Annotated in this window: 21 protein-coding genes, 1 tRNA gene and 1 pseudogene; 14 read left to right on the top strand and 9 right to left on the bottom strand. The window is 64.8% G+C overall.

Features of this window, described 5'->3' with window-relative positions; genetic code table 11:
- From cbiE to FJ964_RS27625, 8 genes are read left to right on the top strand one after another with little or no spacing between them, the layout of a single operon-like run.
- Entirely contained in the window at positions 1–1242 is a 1242-nt protein-coding gene (cbiE, locus tag FJ964_RS27660; RefSeq protein ID WP_140553606.1) for a precorrin-6y C5,15-methyltransferase (decarboxylating) subunit CbiE, read from the top strand.
- The gene (locus tag FJ964_RS27655) at positions 1239–1625 is read left to right on the top strand and encodes a cobalamin biosynthesis protein (RefSeq protein WP_140553604.1); all 387 of its coding nucleotides are present in this window, start codon (positions 1239–1241) and stop codon (positions 1623–1625) included. Before cbiE ends, FJ964_RS27655 begins: the two co-directional genes overlap by 4 nt.
- Positions 1622–2386 (top strand): precorrin-4 C(11)-methyltransferase, encoded by a 765-nt coding sequence (gene cobM / locus FJ964_RS27650; RefSeq protein WP_140553603.1) that lies wholly within the window; start codon positions 1622–1624, stop codon positions 2384–2386. Before FJ964_RS27655 ends, cobM begins: the two co-directional genes overlap by 4 nt.
- The gene (gene cobA, locus FJ964_RS27645) at positions 2383–3201 is read left to right on the top strand and encodes a uroporphyrinogen-III C-methyltransferase (protein ID WP_140553601.1); all 819 of its coding nucleotides are present in this window, start codon (positions 2383–2385) and stop codon (positions 3199–3201) included. The genes cobM and cobA overlap by 4 nt, the downstream gene beginning before the upstream one ends.
- Positions 3198–4511: a cobyrinate a,c-diamide synthase gene (locus tag FJ964_RS27640; RefSeq protein ID WP_140553599.1), complete on the top strand. Its 1314-nt coding sequence runs from the start codon at positions 3198–3200 to the stop codon at positions 4509–4511. Before cobA ends, FJ964_RS27640 begins: the two co-directional genes overlap by 4 nt.
- 3 nt (positions 4512–4514) lie before the next feature.
- On the top strand, positions 4515–5291 hold the full coding sequence (cobS, locus tag FJ964_RS27635) for an adenosylcobinamide-GDP ribazoletransferase (protein WP_140553597.1): 777 nt from the start codon (positions 4515–4517) through the stop codon (positions 5289–5291).
- Between the two features lie 24 nt (positions 5292–5315).
- Entirely contained in the window at positions 5316–6326 is a 1011-nt protein-coding gene (gene cobT, locus FJ964_RS27630; RefSeq protein WP_140553595.1) for a nicotinate-nucleotide--dimethylbenzimidazole phosphoribosyltransferase, read from the top strand.
- Between the two features lie 39 nt (positions 6327–6365).
- Entirely contained in the window at positions 6366–6629 is a 264-nt protein-coding gene (locus FJ964_RS27625; protein WP_140553594.1) for a hypothetical protein, read from the top strand.
- A gap of 137 nt (positions 6630–6766) precedes the next feature.
- Here FJ964_RS27625 and FJ964_RS27620 read toward each other — a convergent pair.
- Positions 6767–6842 (bottom strand) — tRNA-Lys (locus tag FJ964_RS27620).
- Positions 6843–6949: 107 nt separating this feature from the next.
- Positions 6950–7882 carry a PhzF family phenazine biosynthesis protein gene (locus tag FJ964_RS27615; RefSeq protein WP_140553592.1) on the bottom strand — a complete coding sequence of 311 codons (933 nt, stop codon included), beginning with the start codon at positions 7880–7882 and terminating at the stop codon, positions 6950–6952.
- A gap of 130 nt (positions 7883–8012) precedes the next feature.
- Between FJ964_RS27615 and FJ964_RS27610 the strand changes: the two genes are divergently transcribed.
- The 3 genes from FJ964_RS27610 to FJ964_RS27600 are packed head-to-tail and all read left to right on the top strand — an operon-like array spanning position 8013 to position 11237.
- Complete coding sequence (locus FJ964_RS27610; protein WP_140553591.1) at positions 8013–9305, top strand: efflux RND transporter periplasmic adaptor subunit; 1293 nt, start codon at positions 8013–8015, stop codon at positions 9303–9305.
- Positions 9306–9309: 4 nt separating this feature from the next.
- Entirely contained in the window at positions 9310–10017 is a 708-nt protein-coding gene (locus tag FJ964_RS27605) for an ABC transporter ATP-binding protein (protein WP_140553589.1), read from the top strand.
- A gap of 2 nt (positions 10018–10019) precedes the next feature.
- Entirely contained in the window at positions 10020–11237 is a 1218-nt protein-coding gene (locus tag FJ964_RS27600) for an ABC transporter permease (RefSeq protein WP_140553587.1), read from the top strand.
- Between the two features lie 80 nt (positions 11238–11317).
- On the opposite strand, the pseudogene FJ964_RS27595 reads toward FJ964_RS27600, so the two are convergent.
- The 3 genes and pseudogenes from FJ964_RS27595 to FJ964_RS27585 form a co-directional block, all read right to left on the bottom strand.
- A pseudogene (locus FJ964_RS27595) lies at positions 11318–11557 on the bottom strand (PIN domain-containing protein); the annotation flags it as partial.
- A 175-nt stretch (positions 11558–11732) separates the two neighbouring features.
- Positions 11733–12449 (bottom strand): hypothetical protein, encoded by a 717-nt coding sequence (locus FJ964_RS27590; protein WP_140553584.1) that lies wholly within the window; start codon positions 12447–12449, stop codon positions 11733–11735.
- Between the two features lie 3 nt (positions 12450–12452).
- Positions 12453–13565 (bottom strand): endonuclease/exonuclease/phosphatase family protein, encoded by a 1113-nt coding sequence (locus tag FJ964_RS27585; protein ID WP_140553582.1) that lies wholly within the window; start codon positions 13563–13565, stop codon positions 12453–12455.
- Positions 13566–13752: 187 nt separating this feature from the next.
- On the opposite strand from FJ964_RS27585, the gene FJ964_RS27580 reads away from it, so the two are divergent.
- On the top strand, positions 13753–14325 hold the full coding sequence (locus FJ964_RS27580; protein WP_140553581.1) for a BA14K family protein: 573 nt from the start codon (positions 13753–13755) through the stop codon (positions 14323–14325).
- A 101-nt stretch (positions 14326–14426) separates the two neighbouring features.
- Here FJ964_RS27580 and ilvC read toward each other — a convergent pair whose 3' ends face one another.
- The 3 genes from ilvC to FJ964_RS27565 form a co-directional block, all read right to left on the bottom strand.
- Positions 14427–15446, bottom strand: a complete 1020-nt coding sequence (gene ilvC / locus FJ964_RS27575; RefSeq protein WP_010910140.1) for a ketol-acid reductoisomerase — start codon at positions 15444–15446, stop codon at positions 14427–14429.
- A gap of 25 nt (positions 15447–15471) precedes the next feature.
- Positions 15472–16125 (bottom strand): TetR/AcrR family transcriptional regulator, encoded by a 654-nt coding sequence (locus tag FJ964_RS27570; protein WP_140553579.1) that lies wholly within the window; start codon positions 16123–16125, stop codon positions 15472–15474.
- Positions 16126–16271: 146 nt separating this feature from the next.
- The gene (locus FJ964_RS27565; RefSeq protein WP_140553577.1) at positions 16272–16730 is read right to left on the bottom strand and encodes a MarR family winged helix-turn-helix transcriptional regulator; all 459 of its coding nucleotides are present in this window, start codon (positions 16728–16730) and stop codon (positions 16272–16274) included.
- Positions 16731–16830: 100 nt separating this feature from the next.
- Here FJ964_RS27565 and FJ964_RS27560 point away from each other — a divergent pair, with 100 nt between their 5' ends.
- Complete coding sequence (locus tag FJ964_RS27560; protein ID WP_140553575.1) at positions 16831–17568, top strand: glutathione S-transferase family protein; 738 nt, start codon at positions 16831–16833, stop codon at positions 17566–17568.
- A 132-nt stretch (positions 17569–17700) separates the two neighbouring features.
- On the opposite strand, the gene FJ964_RS27555 is transcribed toward FJ964_RS27560, so the two are convergent.
- Positions 17701–18111 (bottom strand): helix-turn-helix domain-containing protein, encoded by a 411-nt coding sequence (locus FJ964_RS27555; RefSeq protein ID WP_140553573.1) that lies wholly within the window; start codon positions 18109–18111, stop codon positions 17701–17703.
- 135 nt (positions 18112–18246) lie between these two features.
- On the opposite strand from FJ964_RS27555, the gene FJ964_RS27550 reads away from it, so the two are divergent.
- Positions 18247–19140, top strand: a complete 894-nt coding sequence (locus FJ964_RS27550) for an SDR family oxidoreductase (protein ID WP_140553571.1) — start codon at positions 18247–18249, stop codon at positions 19138–19140.
- Positions 19141–19158: the final 18 nt, after the last annotated feature.

The following is a 19158-nucleotide window of genomic DNA, read 5'->3' as shown; positions in this document are numbered from 1 at the left end:
ATGCCTGCTAAGGGTCGGCGCGGCGCCAAGCTCAACCAGAAATGGCTCACGATCGTCGGCATCGGCGAGGACGGTGTAGCGGGTCTCGGCGACGAGGCCAAGCGGCGGATCGCCGATGCTGAAATCATCTTCGGCGGCAAGCGGCATCTGGCGCTCGTCTCATCATTCGCCAAGGGCGAGCCGCGTCCCTGGCCGGTTCCTTTCGATACCGAGATGCACGACGTACTGGCATTCGCCGGCAAGCCCGTCTGCGTCCTTGCTTCCGGCGATCCCTTTTTCCACGGCGTCGGCGTCACCCTCGCCCGCAAGGTCCAGCCGCGGGAGATGCATGTCATTCCCGCGCCGTCGGCCATTTCGCTGGCGGCCGCTCGCCTTGGCTGGGCGCTGCAGGACATCGAAACGGTCTCGCTGCATGGCCGCCCCATCGACCTGATCCGTCCATTGCTGCAACCCAACGCACGCATCCTGGCCCTGACATCCGATGCCGATGCACCAGTGGCGATCGCCCGTCTGCTCACCGAGCTTGATTTCGGCGCCTCGTGGCTGACGGTCCTGGAGGCGCTTGGCGGGTCAAAGGAGAACCTGCGCTCGGCCCGAGCCGATGCGTTCGACCTCGAAAACATCAATCCGCTCAATGTGCTGGCCATCGAAATTGAAGCCGGTCTGGATGCGCGTATCCTGCCGCTGACATCAGGCCTCGCCGACCACCTGTTCGACCATGACGGCCAGATCACCAAGCATGACATCCGCGCCGTCACGCTCTCGGCGCTGGCGCCGAGGCGCGGCGAATTGCTGTGGGATATTGGCGCCGGCTCCGGTTCCATCGGCATCGAATGGATGCTCGCCCATCCCTCGATGCGCGCTGTTGCCATCGAAGCCGACCCGATCCGCGCCGCCCGCATCGGCCACAACGCTGCTGCCTGCGGCGTTCCCGGCCTCATCGTGGTGGAAGGCAGCGCACCCAAGGCGCTTGCAAGGCTCGAGACACCCGACGCCATTTTCATCGGCGGCGGCGGCAGCGATGCCGGCGTGCTGGCCGCCGCCATCAAGGCGCTGCGCTCGGGCGGCCGGCTCGTGGCCAATGCCGTGACGCTGGAAATGGAGACGCTGCTTCTTGCCCGTCATACCGAGCTCGGGGGCGATCTCACCCGCATCGCCATATCCCGCGCCGCGCCTGTCGGTTCGATGCAGGCCTGGCGGCCGGCGATGCCGGTCACCCAATGGAGTTGGATAAAGCCATGATGGTCGCGGGCATCGGCAGCCGAAAGGGCGTGAGCGTCGAGGACGTGCTTGCCGCGATAGAAACCGCGCTCGAATCACATGGACTGGCGATGACGGCGCTCTCGTCGCTCGCCACCGCCACGTTCAAGAAAGACGAACAGGCGATCGCTGCCGCAGGTCGCACACTCAACCTTCCCGTCATTGTCGTCGATGAAGCAGTGCTTAAAGCAGCGTCGACGAAGACGCTCAGCAACTCCAGCCTCTCGCAGGATCTGGCCGGCACGCCATCGGTTTCGGAAGCATCGGCGCTGGCCGTCGCCGGCGAAGGCGCCAGGCTGCTGGGACCCCGCACCGTGCTCGGACCGGTTACCTGCGCCATCGCCATCAGCGGAGACGCGGCATGACCGTGCATTTCATCGGGGCCGGCCCGGGCGCCGCCGACCTTATTACCCTACGCGGCGCGCGGCTGTTGGCAAGCTGCCCGGTCTGCCTGCATGCCGGTTCGATCGTGGCGCCGGAATTGCTGCAGCACTGCGCCCCGGGAACGAAGCTGATCGACACCGCGCCGATGTCGCTCGACGAGATCGAGGCCGAGTATCTGGCCGCCCACAAAGCCGGCCATGATGTCGCGCGCCTGCATTCCGGCGACCTGTCGGTGTGGAGCGCCGTCGCCGAACAGATCCGCCGGCTGGAGAAGCACGACATTCCCTACACGCTGACGCCGGGGGTCCCCTCTTTCGCTGCCGCGGCGGCTGCTCTGCGGCGCGAACTGACCATCCCTGAAGTTGCGCAGAGCCTGGTGCTGACCCGCGTCTCCGGCCGCGCTTCAAAAATGCCGCCTGGCGAAACGCTGGCCGGCTTCGGCCGCACCGGCGCCACGCTTGCCATTCATCTAGCCATCCACGCCGTCGATCGCGTCGTCGCCGAGCTGACGCCGCTCTATGGCGGCGATTGCCCGGTGGCGGTCGTCTTCCGTGCCTCCTGGCCAGACGAGCGCGTGCTGACCGGCACGCTGGAAACCATCGAGGCACAACTGGCCGTCGATCCGATGGAGCGCACGGCCATCATCTTCGTCGGCCGCTCGCTGGGGGCGGAAGGTTTTGGCGAGAGTTCATTGTACGACGCCCACTACCAAAGGCGTTTTCGCGGACGGGACGGATTGTGAGCGGCAGCACCAAAAACAACGGCGGAAACGCCCCGCTCCAACAGGCGCTTGCCCGGCTGAACTTCAAGCCGCGGACGCTTGAGCCCGGCCATGTCTGGCTCGTCGGCGCCGGCCCCGGCGACCCCGGCTGCCTGACGCTGGAAGTGTTGGCGGCGCTGAGTGAGGCGGATGCGCTGGTCTACGATGCGCTGGTCTCCTCGGACATCGTCGCGGTTGCCGAAAACGCCGAGCTTTTCTTTGCCGGCAAGCGCGGCGGAAAACCCTCGATGAAACAGGACGACATAACCGCCCTGCTGGTCCGGCTGGCGCGCCAGGGCCGCCGCGTCGTCAGGTTGAAGGGCGGCGATCCCTATATTTTCGGCCGTGGCGGCGAAGAGGCGCTGGCCCTGGCGCGGGAAAACATCCCGTTCCGCGTCCTGCCCGGCCTCACCTCGGGCCTCAGCGCGCTGGCCGCCACCGGCATTCCCGCCACCATGCGCGGCATCAACAAGGCGGTGATCCTGGCGACCGGCCATGCCGCCGGTACCGATGACGATCTCGACTGGGCCGCGATCGCGCGCACCGGCCAGCCTGTTGTGATCTACATGGGCATGGCCAATCTGCCTGTAATATCGGCCGCATTGCTCGACGGCGGGTTGGCGCCATCGACGCCGGCGGCGGTGATCGTCGCCGCGACGACGCCGCAGGAACGCATCGTCGTCGCCACGCTGGCCACCATCGCCGAGGAAGCCGCCGCCGCCGGCCTGTCCGCGCCGGCGCTGATCGTGGTCGGCGGCATCGTCGCCATGCGCGCGGCGCTGGCGGGTGCGTCGTGAGCGCCCGCGCGATCATCATCGGTGCGCCGCGCTCCGGCTCGGGCAAGACCAGCGTCACCATCGGCATTTTACGCGCACTGACCCGGCGCGGCCTGAAAGTGCGCGGCGCGAAATCCGGTCCCGATTACATCGATCCCGGCTTCCACACCGCCGCAACCGGCCTGTCCGGCGTCAATCTCGACAGCTGGGCGATGTCGCCGTCGCTGCTCAACGCACTGGCCGTGAATGCCGCCGACGACGCCGATTTCGTCATTCTCGAAAGCGCCATGGGCCTGTTCGACGGCATTCCGGCCGCGCTTGGGCGCAGTGGTTCGGCGGCCGATCTGGCGCGGCTCTACGGCCTGCCGGTGCTGCTGGTGCTGGACGTTTCCGGCCAGTCGACCACGGCTGCCGCGGTCGCCAAGGGGTTCGCCACCTATGATCCGGAGGTTCGCATGGCGGGCGTCGTGCTCAACCGGCTGGGCAGCGAGCGCCACCGCCGGCTCTCCGGCGACGCCATCGAGGCGATCGGCCTGCCCGTGGTCGGCGCCATCCTGCGCGATCCCACGCTGAATTTGCCGGAACGCCATCTCGGCCTCGTCCAGGCCGGTGAATATGATGATTTGATGGCGCATCTAGACCGGTTGGCCGACATGGCCGAAAAGTCGCTCGACCTCGACGCGATAATGCGGCTGGCGACCCCCCTCGCTCCTGCGAAAGGCGGCTTCGATGATGCGCTGCCGCCGCCCGGCCAGCGCATCGCACTTGCCGAGGATGCCGCCTTCACCTTCCTCTATCCGCACGTCGCGGCCTACTGGCGCAAGGCCGGCGCGAAGATCGTTCCGTTTTCGCCGCTCGCGGACGAGGCGCCTGAGGGCAGCTGCGACGTCTGCTGGCTGCCCGGCGGTTATCCCGAGCTTCACGCCGGCCGTCTCGCCGCCGCTGCGAATTTTCGGAGAGGAATGGCAAGGTTCGCCGGGACGAAGCCAATCCATGGTGAGTGCGGTGGCTTCATGGTGCTTGGCGAGGCCCTGGAAGATGCATCTGGCGAAACGCACAAAATGCTCGGCCTGCTCGGCCATTCAACCAGCTTCGCCAGGCGCAAGATGAACCTCGGCTATCGCGAAGCGCGACTGCACGCCGACTGTCCGCTCGGCCCGCGGGGCGCGTTGATCCGCGGGCACGAATTCCACTATGCGCAGATGCTTGCTGCCGGCAATGACGAGCCCCTGGCCGACCTCGCCGACGGGCAAGGCAATCCGATCGGCGCCTCGGGCTACCGGCGCGGCCAAGTCAGCGGCACCTTCTTCCATGCCATCGCAAGGGGCTGAGGCATGAAGTTCCCGAAGGTCACCCTTTCGCCCCGGCAAATCCCCAGCGATATTGCCCTCTGCCTGGTGTTCTTCACCAGGCTGCCCTTGCCCGTCATTGACTTTCGCGGCCGCAGCCTTGCCACCGCGATCTGGGCCGCCCCGGTCGCCGGCCTCGTCGTCGGCCTGATCGGCGCCATCGTCTTTGCCACGGCGGAACGGTTTGGCCTTGCCATGGGACCGGCGGCAGCCCTTGCCCTGGTTGCAACCGTGGTCACCACCGGCTGCCTGCACGAGGACGGCCTGTCCGATGTCGCCGACGGTTTTGGCGGCGGCAAGACGCGCGGCCGCAAGCTGGAGATCATGCGCGACAGCCGAATCGGCGCCTATGGCGCCATGGCACTGGCGCTGTCGCTGCTCATCCGCTGGAGCGCGCTCTCGGAATTCGTCGATCCCACACAAGCCCTCTTCGCGCTCCTGGCCGCCCATGCGGCGTCGCGCGGCGTATTCGGCGCTTTCATGCATCTCTTGCCCCCGGCGCGCGACGATGGCCTCTCGGCCGGCGCCGGCACCGTCTCGCGGGGAATCGCCATCGCCGGCGCCGTGCTCGGCGCCCTCCCACTCCTCCTGCTCGGGATCGGCGGCGCCATCGCGGCGCTTATCCTGCTTGGACTGCTGTTTGCCGCCTTCCACGCGCTTTGCCTCAACCAGATCAGCGGCCAGACCGGCGACACGATCGGCGCCTTGCAGCAGGTGAGCGAAATCGCGGTGCTGCTCGTCGCCACTGTCGCCCTTTCCTGACTCTGTTTCGGAGAACTTCTTTCCATGCCCTTCAAATCACTGCATGAATTGCGCGCCGCTTGCCTCGACCTGCCTGATGGCGATGACGCCGCCGCGAGCGCGGTCGGCCGCCGCCAGGACACGCTGACCAAGCCGCAAGGCAGCCTCGGCCGGCTCGAGACCATATCCGCGTGGCTGGCGCGCTGGCAGCGCCGCGACATGCCGAAACTCGACCGCGTGAAGGTGTTCGTCTTCGCCGGCAATCACGGCGTTACCGCGCAGGGCGTGTCGGCCTACCCTTCGGAAGTCACGGTGCAGATGGTGGCGAATTTCGCCGGCGGCGGTGCGGCCATCAACCAGCTCGCCCGCATCGCCGGCGCCGAACTCGACGTCATTCCGCTCGATCTCGACCATCCGACCGGCGATTTCACGCAAACACCTGCGATGGACGACAAGGTGTTTCTTGCCGCCGTCTCGGCCGGCTACGATGCGGTGACCGATGATCTCGATCTCGTCTGCTTCGGCGAGATGGGCATCGGCAACACCACGCCGGCTGCCGCGATCTCGGCGGCGCTGTTCGGCGGCGGTGCGGAAAAATGGACCGGACGCGGCACCGGCGTCGACGATGCCGGCCTCAAGCGCAAGGTGGTTGCCATCGAATCGGGCCTGAAGCGCCATGCCGCCATTCTTGCCGACCCGCTGGGGGTTGCCGCGGCACTTGGCGGCCGCGAACTCGCCGCCATCTTCGGCGCAACGCTTGCCGCCCGTCATCTGGGCATACCGGTGCTGCTCGACGGTTTCGTCTGCACCGCCGCCGCGGCACCTTTGGCAAAGCTGCATCCGGGCGGCCTGGCCCACACAATCGCGGCCCATGTCTCCGCCGAGTCAGGTCATCGCGGCCTGCTCGAAGCCCTCGGCCTGCCGCCGCTGCTCGACCTCGGCATGCGGCTCGGCGAAGGTTCCGGCGCTTGCCTCGCCGTCAACATCGTTCGGTCGGCGCTGGAGTGCCATGCCCGCATGGCAAGCTTTGCCGAGGCGGGCGTGTCGGAGAAGTAACATCTTCCGGTTGTAGCGATTTTCGAATAAATCTGGTGGATGAAAAAGCTTCACCCGGCTGCCGCTGCTATGACTATCGCCGTGCTGCTTGCTGGTGTGCTTCGGCACAGTGGATATTCAACTTACGGCCCGATCGACACCGCAATTCTCGTTGTTTTTCTGGTTTTCTTCTGGTGGCTCATCAGCGATTTCTCAGGCGGAAAGGCCGCCATTGATGCCGGCGACGGTCGGAGCGCGGGCAACGGCATGGCTTTTCGGTTCGGCAGGTTTCTGAGCCGCGTTTTTCGGCGCGGCCAATCGTAGTCTTTGACCAAGCTGCAAAGTCCTACAACTCTTCTGGCCAAAGGCGGCCGGGCGGCGAAAGCAGCCAAACACTGATGAACGAGCGCGGCAATTGAACCGGCCTATTCAGGGTCTTTCCACCAAGTCTTTGAAGAATTTGGTGGGTGCGCACAGGATTGAACTGTGGACCCGCTGATTAAGAGTCAGCTGCTCTACCAACTGAGCTACGCACCCACTCGGCCGGCAAAAACCGGCGTTGGCGGGCATATAGCCGCCGATGCCGGTCCTGTCCAGCCCTGCCGGAATCATTTCCCGACAAATCGCCGAAGTGACGCGGATGATCAGACGAACAGCTTGCCTTCCGCTACCTTGACCGCGTTGCCGCCGATGCGCGCCGATGCCAGTTTTCCGCCTTGCACGGCCAGTTCCAGGCGGATGCGCGAGGGCCGCCCCATCTCCAGCCCCTGTTCGATCCAGAGCTGCGAAACGCCATCCGTCGGAGCGTCGAAATGCATGACGGCGCCGGCAAAGGCTGCCGCCGCCGAACCGGTCGCCGGGTCCTCGTAGGAAGGAGTGCCGGGCACGATCATGCGCACATGGAAGGCGCTCTCGTGGTTCACCGTCTCCCGGCAATACACATAGGGACTGGCGAAGGCCCATTCGCTCTTGCGCGGCGCCAGCTCCGACCAGGTCTGGTTGTCGAGCCGGATCCGGCCGGCCGCTTCAAGATTGGCCACCGGAATGGTCACGTAGGGCACGCCGGCTGACCAGAACGCCACGCGGTGATTCTCGAAACCGATCTCGTGCGGCGCCAGGCCAAGAGCGGCGCCGATCGCCACCGGGTCGGCTTCGAGCTTCAGCGGCTCCGGCAGCTTCGCGAGGTCGAATTCGGCGAATGTCGCGCCATCGTGCTTGCTGACGGCGCAGCGCACCGGGCCGATGTTTTCCTCCAGCACGAAAATGCTTGCAGCGCCGTCATTGTCGGCCATTTCAGCGAGCGCGATATCGGCGAGTTCCGCCAGCGCGATCGCCGAACCCACGGTCGGGTGGCCGGCGAAAGGCATTTCATAGTCGGGCGTGAAGATGCGGATGCGGGCGCGGTGCTTGGGATTGTCCGGCGGCAGCACGAACACGGATTCCGAAAGGTTGAACTCGCGCGCGATGGCCTGCATCGCAGCCGTGTCCAGTCCGCCGCTGTCCAACACCACCGCCAGCGGGTTGCCGGCCAACCGATCGGTCGTAAACACATCGTAAAGCAAGTAATCGCGTCTCATGGAGGAAACCTTCCGCTTTGATCCGAATTTCTGCCTCAATCCCAACATGAGCGAAATTTAATTTGATATTCGAACCATTAGCACTGATCTGTGCACTCATAGGGACATATTGCGCTTCAGGGGGTCCGGCGTGGACCAGATTGTCAATCTGCCAAAGACGGAATCGGATTCCGCCATCGAGACGGCGCTCGGGCTCGACCAGACGGGGCGGCGCAAGAAACGCCGCCGCGGCTGGCTCTATGGCCTGCTGGCGCTGATCGTCCTTGTCGCGGCTTTTGCCGGCTACCAGTGGTATGCCGGCTCGCCGGTCAAGATCGACTATACGACGGCGCCCGCCGCCAGGGCCGACCTCACTGTCGAGGTTTCGGCGACCGGCACCTTGCAGCCCCTCACCCAGGTCGACATTTCCAGCCAGCTCTCCGGCATCATCCGTTCAGTCTCCGTCAACGAGAACCAGCAGGTCAAGAAGGGCGATGTGCTGGCCGCGCTCGACACCGCCAAGCTGCAGGTGCAGATCGAACGCGCCGAGGCATCCGCCAAGGCGGCCGCCGCCAATGTCGCGGATGCCACCGTGACGCTGGCCGAGAATGAAAGCGCGCTCGTGCGCGCCGCCGCCCTCACCAAGCGCGGCATGGCCACCGACCAGTCGCTCGAAGCCGCGACCGCGACCCGCGACCGTTCCAAGGCAGCGCTCGATAGCGCCGAGGCCAATCTCGCCATCGCCAACGCCGACCTGAAATCGCAGCAGACCGACCTTGCCAACAGCACCATCTATGCGCCGATCGACGGCATCGTGCTGACGCGCTCTGTCGACCCCGGCCAGACGGTCGCCTCCTCCTTGCAGGCACCGGTGCTGTTCATCATCGCCGCCGATCTCCGGAACATGGAACTGGTGGCGGCAGTCGACGAAGCCGATATCGGCGCGGTGAAGCCGGGCCAGCATGCCCGCTTCACCGTCGACGCCTTCCCGGAGCGGCCGTTCGACGCCGAGATCCGCGACATCTCCTACGCCTCGGTCACCACCGATGGCGTCGTCACCTACAATGCACGGCTCGAGGTCGACAACAACGAGCTGCTGCTGCGGCCAGGCATGACCGCCACGGTTTCAGTCGTCACCCGGCAGGCCAAGGACGTGCTGACCGTCCCCTCCTCCGCCTTCCGCTATCGTCCTGCGCAGCAGGCCGCCCGCGGCTGGAGCCTGAGCGACCTGTTCACCGGCCGCATGGGACGTCCCGGCGGCAATCGCCAGCGCCAGGCGGCAACACCGCCCGCCGACGGCTCACGCACGCTCTACGTGCTGGAGAAAGGGCGTCCGCATCCGGTCAACGTCAGGATCGGCTCGACCGACGGCGAACTGACCGAGATCACCTCGGGTCTGTCAGAGGGGGCGCAGGTCATCACCGCCTCCCAGCAGCGGAGCTGACGCCGTGGCGGTGGGCGCGCCTCTCATCACCTTCGACAAGGTCTGGAAGAGCTATGGCCAGGGCGAAGCCAAGGTACACGCGCTTGCCGGCGTCGATCTTGCGATCCGGCGCGGCGAGTTCGTCGCCATCATGGGCCCGTCCGGCTCCGGCAAATCGACGGCGATGAACATCATCGGCTGCCTCGACACGCCGACCGCCGGCACCTATTCCTTCATGGGCGTCGATGCCGGCCGGCTCGACCGCAACCGCCGCGCCATGTTGCGCAACCTCTATGTCGGCTTCGTCTTCCAGGGCTATAATCTGCTGGCGCGCACCACGGCGGCGGAAAATGTCGAACTGCCGCTGATCTATCGCGGCGTGGCCGGCCGCGAGCGCCGCGATCTTGCCATGCAGGCGCTGGCGCAAGTCGGCCTTGTCGGTCGCGAGCATCACACTCCGGCCGAGCTTTCCGGCGGCCAGCAGCAGCGCGTTGCGATCGCGCGCGCCATCGTCACCAGGCCGACGCTGCTCGTCGCCGACGAACCGACCGGCAATCTCGACACTGCCCGCACGCACGAGATCATGGAGCTGCTGACACGACTGAACCGGGAGCTTGGCCTGACCATCACCATGGTCACCCACGAGGCCGACGTCGCTGAATATGCCGAGCGCACGGTGCGCTTCCTCGACGGCCATGTCGCCTCCGACACGATGACTGTCGAGGTGGCCTGACCATGCTCTGGGAAACCGTCCGCCTCTCCATGCGCTCGATCCGCCGCAACATTCTGCGCTCGTTCCTGACCTTGCTCGGCATCGTCATCGGCGTCGCCGCGGTCATCGCCATGCTCACCATCGGCGCGGGCACCACCGCCAAGGTCAAGGGCGACATCGCCAAACTCGGCAGCAATCTTCTGGTTGTGCGCTCCGGCCGCCCCGCCGGGCCTGGAGGCCCGGGCGGGCTTGACCAGGTGGTCCGCCCGCTCGCCGAAAAGGACCTTGCCGCGCTGGTCACGCACCTGACTGGCGCTCGCGCGATTTCGCCGGCCTCGCAGAAGCAGGTCCGTGTCATCTTCGGTACCGAGAGCCTGACCTCCGGCGTCACCGGCACCGACAGCGCCTATCTCGACGCCCGCGACTGGAAACTGGTCTCAGGCCGTCGGTTCAGCGAGTCCGAGACCCGCGCGGGCACCGGCGTGTGCCTGATCGGCGAGACGGTGCGCCAGCAGTTCTTCGGCGCTGGCGACCCCGAGGGCGAAATCATCCGCGTCAACCGCACCTCCTGCAAGATCATCGGCCTGCTCGAGCCGAAGGGCTATACCGGCTTCGGCCAGGACCAGGACAATGTCGTCTTGATGCCGCTGCATGCCTATCAGCGGCGCATTGCCGGCAACCGCAACATCGACAACATCTACGTCGCCGCCGACGACCGCACCCCGACCAGCGAGCTGCAGCCGCGCGTCGAGGATATTTTGCGCGACGCCAGACGCCTCACGCCCGACCGCGAAAGCGATTTCGCGATCCGCGACATGACCCAGATCGCCGACGCCATGGCCAGCGCCACCACCACCATGACCGGCATGCTGGGCGCGGTCGCCGGCGTCAGCCTGCTGGTCGGCGGCATCGGCATCATGAACATCATGCTGGTGTCGGTCACCGAGCGCACCCGCGAGATCGGCATCAGGCTCGCCATCGGCGCGCATGAAAAGCACATCCTCATCCAGTTCCTTGTCGAGGCGACGGTGCTGTCGCTGCTTGGCGGCATCATCGGCATCCTGATCGGGCTCTCGCTGGCCGGCCTCGCCTCGGTGACGCTGACCATTCCCTTCGCGCCGAGTCCGGCGGTCATCCTGCTCGCCGTCGGCTTTTCCGCGCTGATCGGCATGGTCTTCGGCTTCTTCCCGGCGCTGCGCGGCGCCAGGCTCGATCCGATCGACGCGCTGCGCCATGAATAGGGCGCGATTGGAAAGCTTGCGGCGTCCATAGTCGCCCTGACATGCTTGGGCTTTTGCTTGCTTACGGCTGGGAGGCGCGGCTACGACGCTATTTCCCACGGATTGATGGTATTCAATCCGGCGGCCGCGAATGGGCTGATGTCGCGTGTGGCGACCGTGAGGCCGTTTGCTGCGGCCGTGGCCGCGATGTAGCCGTCCGCATTGCTGATCGCCTTGCCTGCGGCTCTCGCTTGCACCATGAGCTTGGCATAGGCGCGCGACGCCTCGAGGTCGAAAGGCAGAATGCGGCCTGCAAACAGCGGCAACGCATCCTGCTCTATTGATATCATCCAAGGTCACAATGATGTCATTGATAGCAATATGGAGAATTTGCCATCAACGCACAACAGTCCGCGCCCCTGACAGGAGGGAGACATTCGATGTTCGCGGTAGCGGAAAGCCACTCAGACCGTCGCATGGCTGGCCAGACGATCAGCACGGAAGGGTACCAAGATTTTAGTCCCGGTTCGCAAAATGCCATTCGATCAGCGGCTTCATATGCGGCATCAGCCCGTGCGGCAGGTCGGTGGCATGGCGGATGATGACCGGACCCACGATCTCCGGTTCGGCCTCGGTTGCGACGAAGGCCGAGATGCGCTGCGCGATCTCCTCGGCGGGCTCGGGAACCCGGTAGCGGCGGAAGATCACCGTGCCGCTTGCGGTCGACAGCGCATGGTAGTGCAGGCCGCGTGCGGCGCCGGAAATGTCGAGGCCGGTTTCTTCCCGCACCTCGCGGATCATGTTGAAATCGACATCGACGAGGCCGTCGCGAAAATCGGCCGGTTCGAATGAGCCGGCGGCGAAATAGACACGGCCGGCAGTGACGGTGTGGGCGGCCATGCGGATAGCCACCAGCGCATTGTCGCCGGCCACTAGCATGGCATGGGCATAGGCGTGCTCGGCGCCGGAATTCTCGCGCCGCTTCCGCCAAAGCATGAAGGTGGAGTAGTTGACCGCGTGGCACCGGCCGACGAGGCGATTGTCGCGCCAGGCAAGTCGCGAAAGCAGCACCACGGGACCATCGAACAACGCGGGATTGGCCGCGATCTCGTGCTGCCAGTTCGCGGCGATCGCCTCGGCATTGTCCAGCGCGAAAGGATGCGGGCCGGGATCGAGCCGGACATCGACGGCGTCGACCGGCAAAATGACATTGCGCGGCAGGTCGAAGCTCACGGCTCAGGCCATGTCCAGCGTGATGGCCACCGGACAATGGTCCGATGCCTTCGGCCGGTCCCAGCCGGCGCGCGGGAAACGCTCAACTTCCTGGCCGGCGGGGAAGATCGTGCGCCAGGGCTGGCCGTTGCGGATGATGTCCGGGACGGCGGTGGCGTTCTTCGCCGCCAGTCCCTTGGAGAGCAGGATATAATCGAGCTGGCACAAATGCCGCTCTTGCGGCCCACGCGTGTGGTAGAAAGTCCAGCGGTTCATTTCCGGCCGCCTCTCGACCACGTTTTCGCAAAAACCGCCAGCCGTCAGCACGTTGATGCAGGACAGGTTCTCGTCGACCACCTCGAAACGATAGCCGTCGAATTCGTCGCCGGCGATCTTCACGCGCTGGCGGTAATCGTTCATGTCGCCGCAGATCGCCCAGCGCTTGTCGGCTGCATGATCCGCCCCGAAGCGCTCCTCGATGATCCGGCGCACCGCCTGCGCCTCGGCGATGCGGATCGGCATCGTCGCTTCACGCCCGTCGAGCCCGTTGCGGGGCGAGCCCATCGACTTGAAGTGCACGAGATAGATGGTCAGCGGCGAGCCGCCCACGGTAAGGTCCACTTCCAGGCAGTCGCGCCGGAAGATGCGTTCATTGGGCTGGTTGCCGAGCGCCGCCAGCTCCGGCGTGTGCAGCCCGAACTGCTCATAGGTCACATAAGCGTGGCTGGTCATGCGCACGAATTCGATGGGCTGGCCCTGCGCGGTCTCGCTGCGCATCATCACGGCGACGTCGATGCCGCGCGAATCATTGCCGGCGGCGGTGTATTTCTGGCGGTAGCCCTGACCCACCATCTTGAAAAGATAGCCATATTCGAACGCCTTCAGGGCCTCGATATTGTCGACTTCCTGCATGCAGATGATGTCCGCGCGCGTGGCCGCGATGGCCAGCGCCGTCAGCTGCCGCGTGTCGTCCGATTGCGCGATGGCCCGGGCCTGCTCCAGCATCTTGTACTCGGCCTCGCTCTGGATATCGAAGAGGGCCAGCGTCCGATCCTCGTTGAGCTGGTTGCGGTATCCGGAGAAATCGAACCTGTTCATCAGGTTCTCGACATTGAAGGTTGCAAGGCGCAGCGACATATCATGACCTTTGCCCGCAAGCGCGGCAGAAAACAAGGCCGGGCAACCACCAGCTGGAAGCGATTGATCCTGGCGGGCTTCGCGCCGTGGTTGACGGAACCTTTCCGTTCATCCGCCGTTCAGACGCAAAGACCCACAGTGCGCCCATCCAGGGTCGGCGTGGGGCCTGTTTTCTTGGAGAAGTGCAATGAACGCGCTCTTTTCTTCCACTGTAAAATCCGGGCTGATAGCGCTCGGTATCTTCTCCGGCATCACGGCACCTTCCGCTGCCGGACCGATCCTGCAGCCGGACCTGTCGATTCCCGCCAGCACAGCGGCGCCGACTGTGACGCCTGTTCGCGACAGCTGGGCCGGCGGCAACAACCGGAGTAGTTTCAACAACGACTGGAGATGGCGCCGGTCGGGCGGCTGGAACCGCGGCAACTGGAATCGCGGCAATTGGAACGGCCGCCACTGGAACGGTCGCCACTGGAATGGCGGCGACGATTGGCGTTGGCGCCGCCACCATTATCGCGGCCGTTACTATGACGACGGCGCGGGCGCGGCGATCCTGGGCCTTGGCTTGGGGCTTGGCCTCAGCAGCCTGTACAACAACTACAACTACTATGATGCGCGGCCGCGCCGCTACTATCGCGCCGGCCGGCTGTCGAGCGCCCATGTCCGGTGGTGCTACAACCGCTACCGCTCGTATCGCGCCTGGGACAACACGTTCCAGCCCTATAACGGCCCGCGCCAGCAGTGCTACTCGCCCTATCGCTGAGCCAGGCCGCATAATCTTGCAACAAGAAACGGCGCCGCGCGGCGCCGTTTCTTTTCGAGCGTGGATCGCTCAGGACGTGCAAAACAAGGGACGTGGATCGCTCAGTTCTTGGCCTTGTCGACCAGCTTGTTCTTCGAGATCCACGGCATCATCGCGCGCAGCTTGGCGCCGACCTCCTCGATCTGATGGCTGTCGTTCATGCGGCGGATGCCCTTGAAGCGCGACAGGCCGGCACGGTATTCCTGCATCCACTCCGAGGTGAATTTTCCGGTCTGGATGTCCTTCAGCACGCGCTTCATCTCGGCCTTGGTCTCGGCGGTGATGATGCGCGGCCCCGAGACGTATTCGCCCCACTCGGCGGTGTTCGAGATCGAGTAGTTCATGTTGGCGATGCCGCCTTCATAGATCAGGTCGACGATCAGCTTGACCTCGTGCAGGCACTCGAAATAGGCCATTTCGGGCGCATAGCCGGCTTCCACCAGGGTCTCGAAGCCGGCCCGGATCAACTCCACCAGGCCGCCGCACAGCACGACCTGCTCGCCGAACAGATCGGTCTCGCATTCCTCGCGGAAATTGGTCTCTATGATGCCCGAACGGCCGCCGCCGACGCCGCAGGCGTAGGAGAGAGCGAGGTCGAGCGCGTTGCCCGAGGCGTCCTGGTTGACCGCGACCAGGCACGGCACGCCGCCGCCCTTCTGGTATTCGCCGCGCACGGTGTGGCCAGGGCCCTTCGGCGCGATCATGACGACGTCGACCGTCGACTTCGGTTCGATCAGGCCGAAATGCACGTTGAGGCCGTGCGCGAAGGCGATCGCGGCACCGTCACGGATGTTCGGTGCGATCTCGTTTTTATAGATGTCGGCCTGCAATTCGTCGGGCGTCGCCATCATCATCAGGTCGGCCCATTTGGCGGCGTCGGCCACGCTCATCACCTTGAGCCCGTCGGCCTCGACCTTCTTGGCGGTCGCCGATCCGGCCTTGAGGCCGATGGCGATCTCCTTGGCGCCGGAATCCTTGAGGTTGAGCGCATGCGCCCGGCCCTGGCTGCCATAGCCGATGATGGCGACCTTCTTGCCCTTGATCAGATTGAGATCGGCATCACGATCGTAATAGACGCGCATTTTTGTCTTCCTTCCCGTTTGAAGATCAGAGGCCTTGCGGCCCGGTTTTTGCTCCGAAAAGAGCGAGAAACTGCTGCGTCGCGCGGACGGCATCGCCGCCGATCGCCGCCTCAGTCAATTCCAGCCGGTCGCCGAGCAAGAGACGGATCTGCACGTCGCGGGCGACCAGCCCGAAAAAGGTGCGGAACGCCGTCTCGGCATCCGAAAAATCGAGCAACCCGGCCCGGCGGCCGGCCTCCAGCACCGGCTTCAGGCGCTTGGCGAGGGCAAAGCGCCCGTTCTCCAGCACCACCGCGCCAAGATTGTCCTTGCCCGAACCGGCATGGCCGACCGCCACCCGGTTGAGCGCGATCGAAGTGTCGCTGGAAATGACCCTCAGCCAGTCGGAAGCAAATCGCTCCAGGCTCGCGGCCAATGAGGCAAGATCGAGTCCCTTGCCGTCGACCGCCGTCACCCGCACCTTCGAGGCCTGCCATTGCACCGTCGCGGTGAGCAGCCCGTCGCGGTCGCCGAACCATTTGTAGAGCGTTTCCTTGGAGCAGCTCGCCCGGCGCGCCACTGCGGTCATGGTCAGATTGTCGCCCTCCTCGACCAGCAGGCGGAGTGCGGCATCCAGAACCGCCTTCTGACGCTCCGTCAGCACTTCGCTGTCGTCGAGATCGTCGTTTGCCTGCAACACGTTCTGTTCCCGTTTGATGGTAGAGCCGCGGATCGCCCCAGTCCGTACCGTACGTTACGGTTCGGCATATTGCGCAATCCGAAGATCGGCGCAAGGGGAAAATGACGAAATGCCTTCCGGTGTCCCCGCAGCCGCGCAAACGTATGTCAGTCGCCGGCTGGCGGATCGCGCAACCGATCGAGCAAGGCCGATACCGTGTTCAGTTCTTGCGGCGAGAGCCTGTCGCCAACCAGTTCCGCGATCGACCTGCCGTAGACGGCCCACATACGGCGGCGCGTCTCCCGTCCCTTGGCCGTGATGCGGACGGTTTGGCCGCGGCCGTCATCGGCCACCGGCAGCTTCTCGACAAGCCCGTCGGTCTCCAGGCGGGCCAGCAAACGCGAAATGTTGTACTGCGCGAACAGGGTTCGTTCGATCAGTTGGAACGGCCGCAAGCCGCCCTCGCCCGCCTCGGCGAGTTCGTGCAGCACGTCATACCAGGCAAGCGGCGGCAGGCCGCCCTCCTTCAGCGCATCTTCGGCACGTTCCACCAGCTGGCGCGATACCCGCATCAGGCGTGCCCATGTCTTGATGGCCTCCGGCGATGGCATGGCTGTCTCGATCATGGCGGCATCATAAGAGATAGATGCAATTGCATCAACATTGACGATCAATGCATATGCATCTAGATAGATGCGAATGCATCGATATCGAGAGGCAAATCCGATGAAGCATGCCAACACCCTTATTCTCGTCAGCCATGCCCTCTGCCCCTACGTCCAGCGTGCGGCGATCTCGCTGGCCGAGAAAGGCGTGCCGTTCGAGCGCGTCGACATCGACCTCGCCAACAAGCCTGACTGGTTCAAGGCGATCTCACCGCTTGGCAAGGTGCCGCTGCTGTGCGTGCGGCTGGGGAACGATGAAACGGTGATCTTCGAATCCGCCGTCATCCTCGAATTCCTCGAAGAAACCGAGGCCAATCCCCTCCACCCCGCCGATCCCTATGCCCGTGCCCGGCATCGCGCCTGGATCGAGTACGGCTCGGCCATCCTCAACGCCGTCGGCCGGTTCTATTCGGCGTCGACCGAGGCAGGATTCCTCGCCGAGTCTCGGACGCTGTCGGAAATGTTCGATCGTGTGGAGACCGAATTGGCGGGCGAAGCCGGCCGGACTGGACCATGGTTCGAAGGCGGGCGCTTTTCGCTCGTCGACGCAGTCTACGGCCCTGTCTTCCGCTACATCGATACCTTCGACCGGATCGGCGATTTCGGCATTCTGGACGGCAAACCGCTCGTCCAGGCCTGGCGCCAGGCATTGAGTGAACGCCCGTCGATCAAGCATGCCGTGGCGCAAGACTATCCACAGCGCCTGCATGCCTTCCTGCGGGCGAAGGGATCGTATCTTTCGACGGTCATTCGCAAGAACGATCCGGCCAGCGCGCTTCTACCAGCCCAGTTCGCCTGAACGGATCGACCACCGTGCCGGCCACCATCGAGGCTAGGAGCTGCGGCGCCGGGGCCGGCACCGCCAAGCCCGTGGACTGCGGGATCAGCCCCGCCAGGTGAAATCTAGTCGCGCCTCTCGACCTTGTCAGGCTCAAGCCTTGGCGGCATCGAAACCGAGGCGCGCGTCGCGCACCGCGTCATGATTGAGCTCGGCCCATAGGATCAGTTGGTGCAAGGCACCGAACATCGAACGTCCGAGATCGGTCAGGCTGTATTCGACGCTTGGCGGCTTGGTCGCGAACACTTCGCGATGCACATAACCGTCGCGCTGCAAATCATACAGCGTTTGCGTCAGCATGCGTTGTGAGATGTCCGGCACCAGCCTGCGCAATTCTCCGAAGCGGTAGGGCCTTTCGGCCAGCGCCATCATCAGCAGCGAACTCCATTTGCCGCTCACCCCCTGGATGACGTCGCGGACCGGGCAATTGGAAAAATTGCCTCCGCCTGAGATGGCCTTGTAGACCTCCAACTTCGTTCTGAGATTGACGATCTTGCTGTCCACGGCTGGTTCCCTGGCTGTGCCTACCTCCCGAAAAACTGCCTTCTTTACGACTACGGGTCAATTCCTATTTTAGCGCTGGTCTCTTTTTGAGACCACCACTCGAACCGCGCTTCCGGCGCAATGTTGGGATTCTCCATGACCGCTACCCTTCTCGTCACCGGCGCTTCCGGCCAACTCGGCCGCGGCGTCATTCAGCATTTGCTGGACTCACTCAAGGTTCCGCCACAACGAATCATCGCCACCACCCGCAATCCGGAAAACCTTGCCGACCTGGCGGCGCGCGGCGCCACCATCAGGGCCGCCGACTTCGACGATACCGCATCGCTGGAGGCTGCATTCAAGGGCGCCGACAGGGTGCTGATCATCTCGACTGGCGAGCTCGACCTGCTTCACGGCAAGCGCCTGAGGCAGCATGAGAACGCGGTCGTTGCCGCGAAGAAGGCCGGCGTCGGCCATCTGCTCTATACCTCGATGCCCAACCCCGAACCGGTTTCGCCGGTGCTATTCGCCAACGATCACTACGGCACCGAGCAGGCGATCAAGGCGAGCGGCATCCCCTACACGATCTTCCGCAACGGCTGGTACCAGGAGAACCTGTTCATGGCGCTGCCGCACGCGATCGCCTCGGGGCACTGGTACACGTCCGCCGGCGAAGGCCGCATCGCCCACGGCGCACGCGATGACATGGCCGCAGCGATCGCCGCCGGCCTCGCTTCCGGCTCGACCGACAGCAAAACTTACACGCTGACTGGCCCGCAAGCGTATACGACGGCCGAGATCGCTGCCCTCGTCAGCGAAGTCACTGGCAAACCGCTCGATGTCGTGCAGGTTTCGGATGATGCCCTGACCGAAGGCGTAAAGGCATTAGGTGTTCCCGAGGATTTCGCCGGCGTCATCGTTTCCTTCGACGTCAACACGCGCGCCGGCCGCATCGCCATGGTGACAGACGCGGTCGAGATGCTTTCCGGCAGGACGCCAAGGACGTTGAGGCAATTCCTCGAGGCGAACAAGGCTGCCCTGGCCGGTTGAAATCCACGCGGCGGGAAG

It is taken from the genome of Mesorhizobium sp. B2-3-2 (assembly GCF_006442295.1).
Taxonomy (GTDB): Bacteria; Pseudomonadota; Alphaproteobacteria; order Rhizobiales; family Rhizobiaceae; genus Mesorhizobium.
This window is presented reverse-complemented; position numbering and strand designations above follow the sequence as displayed.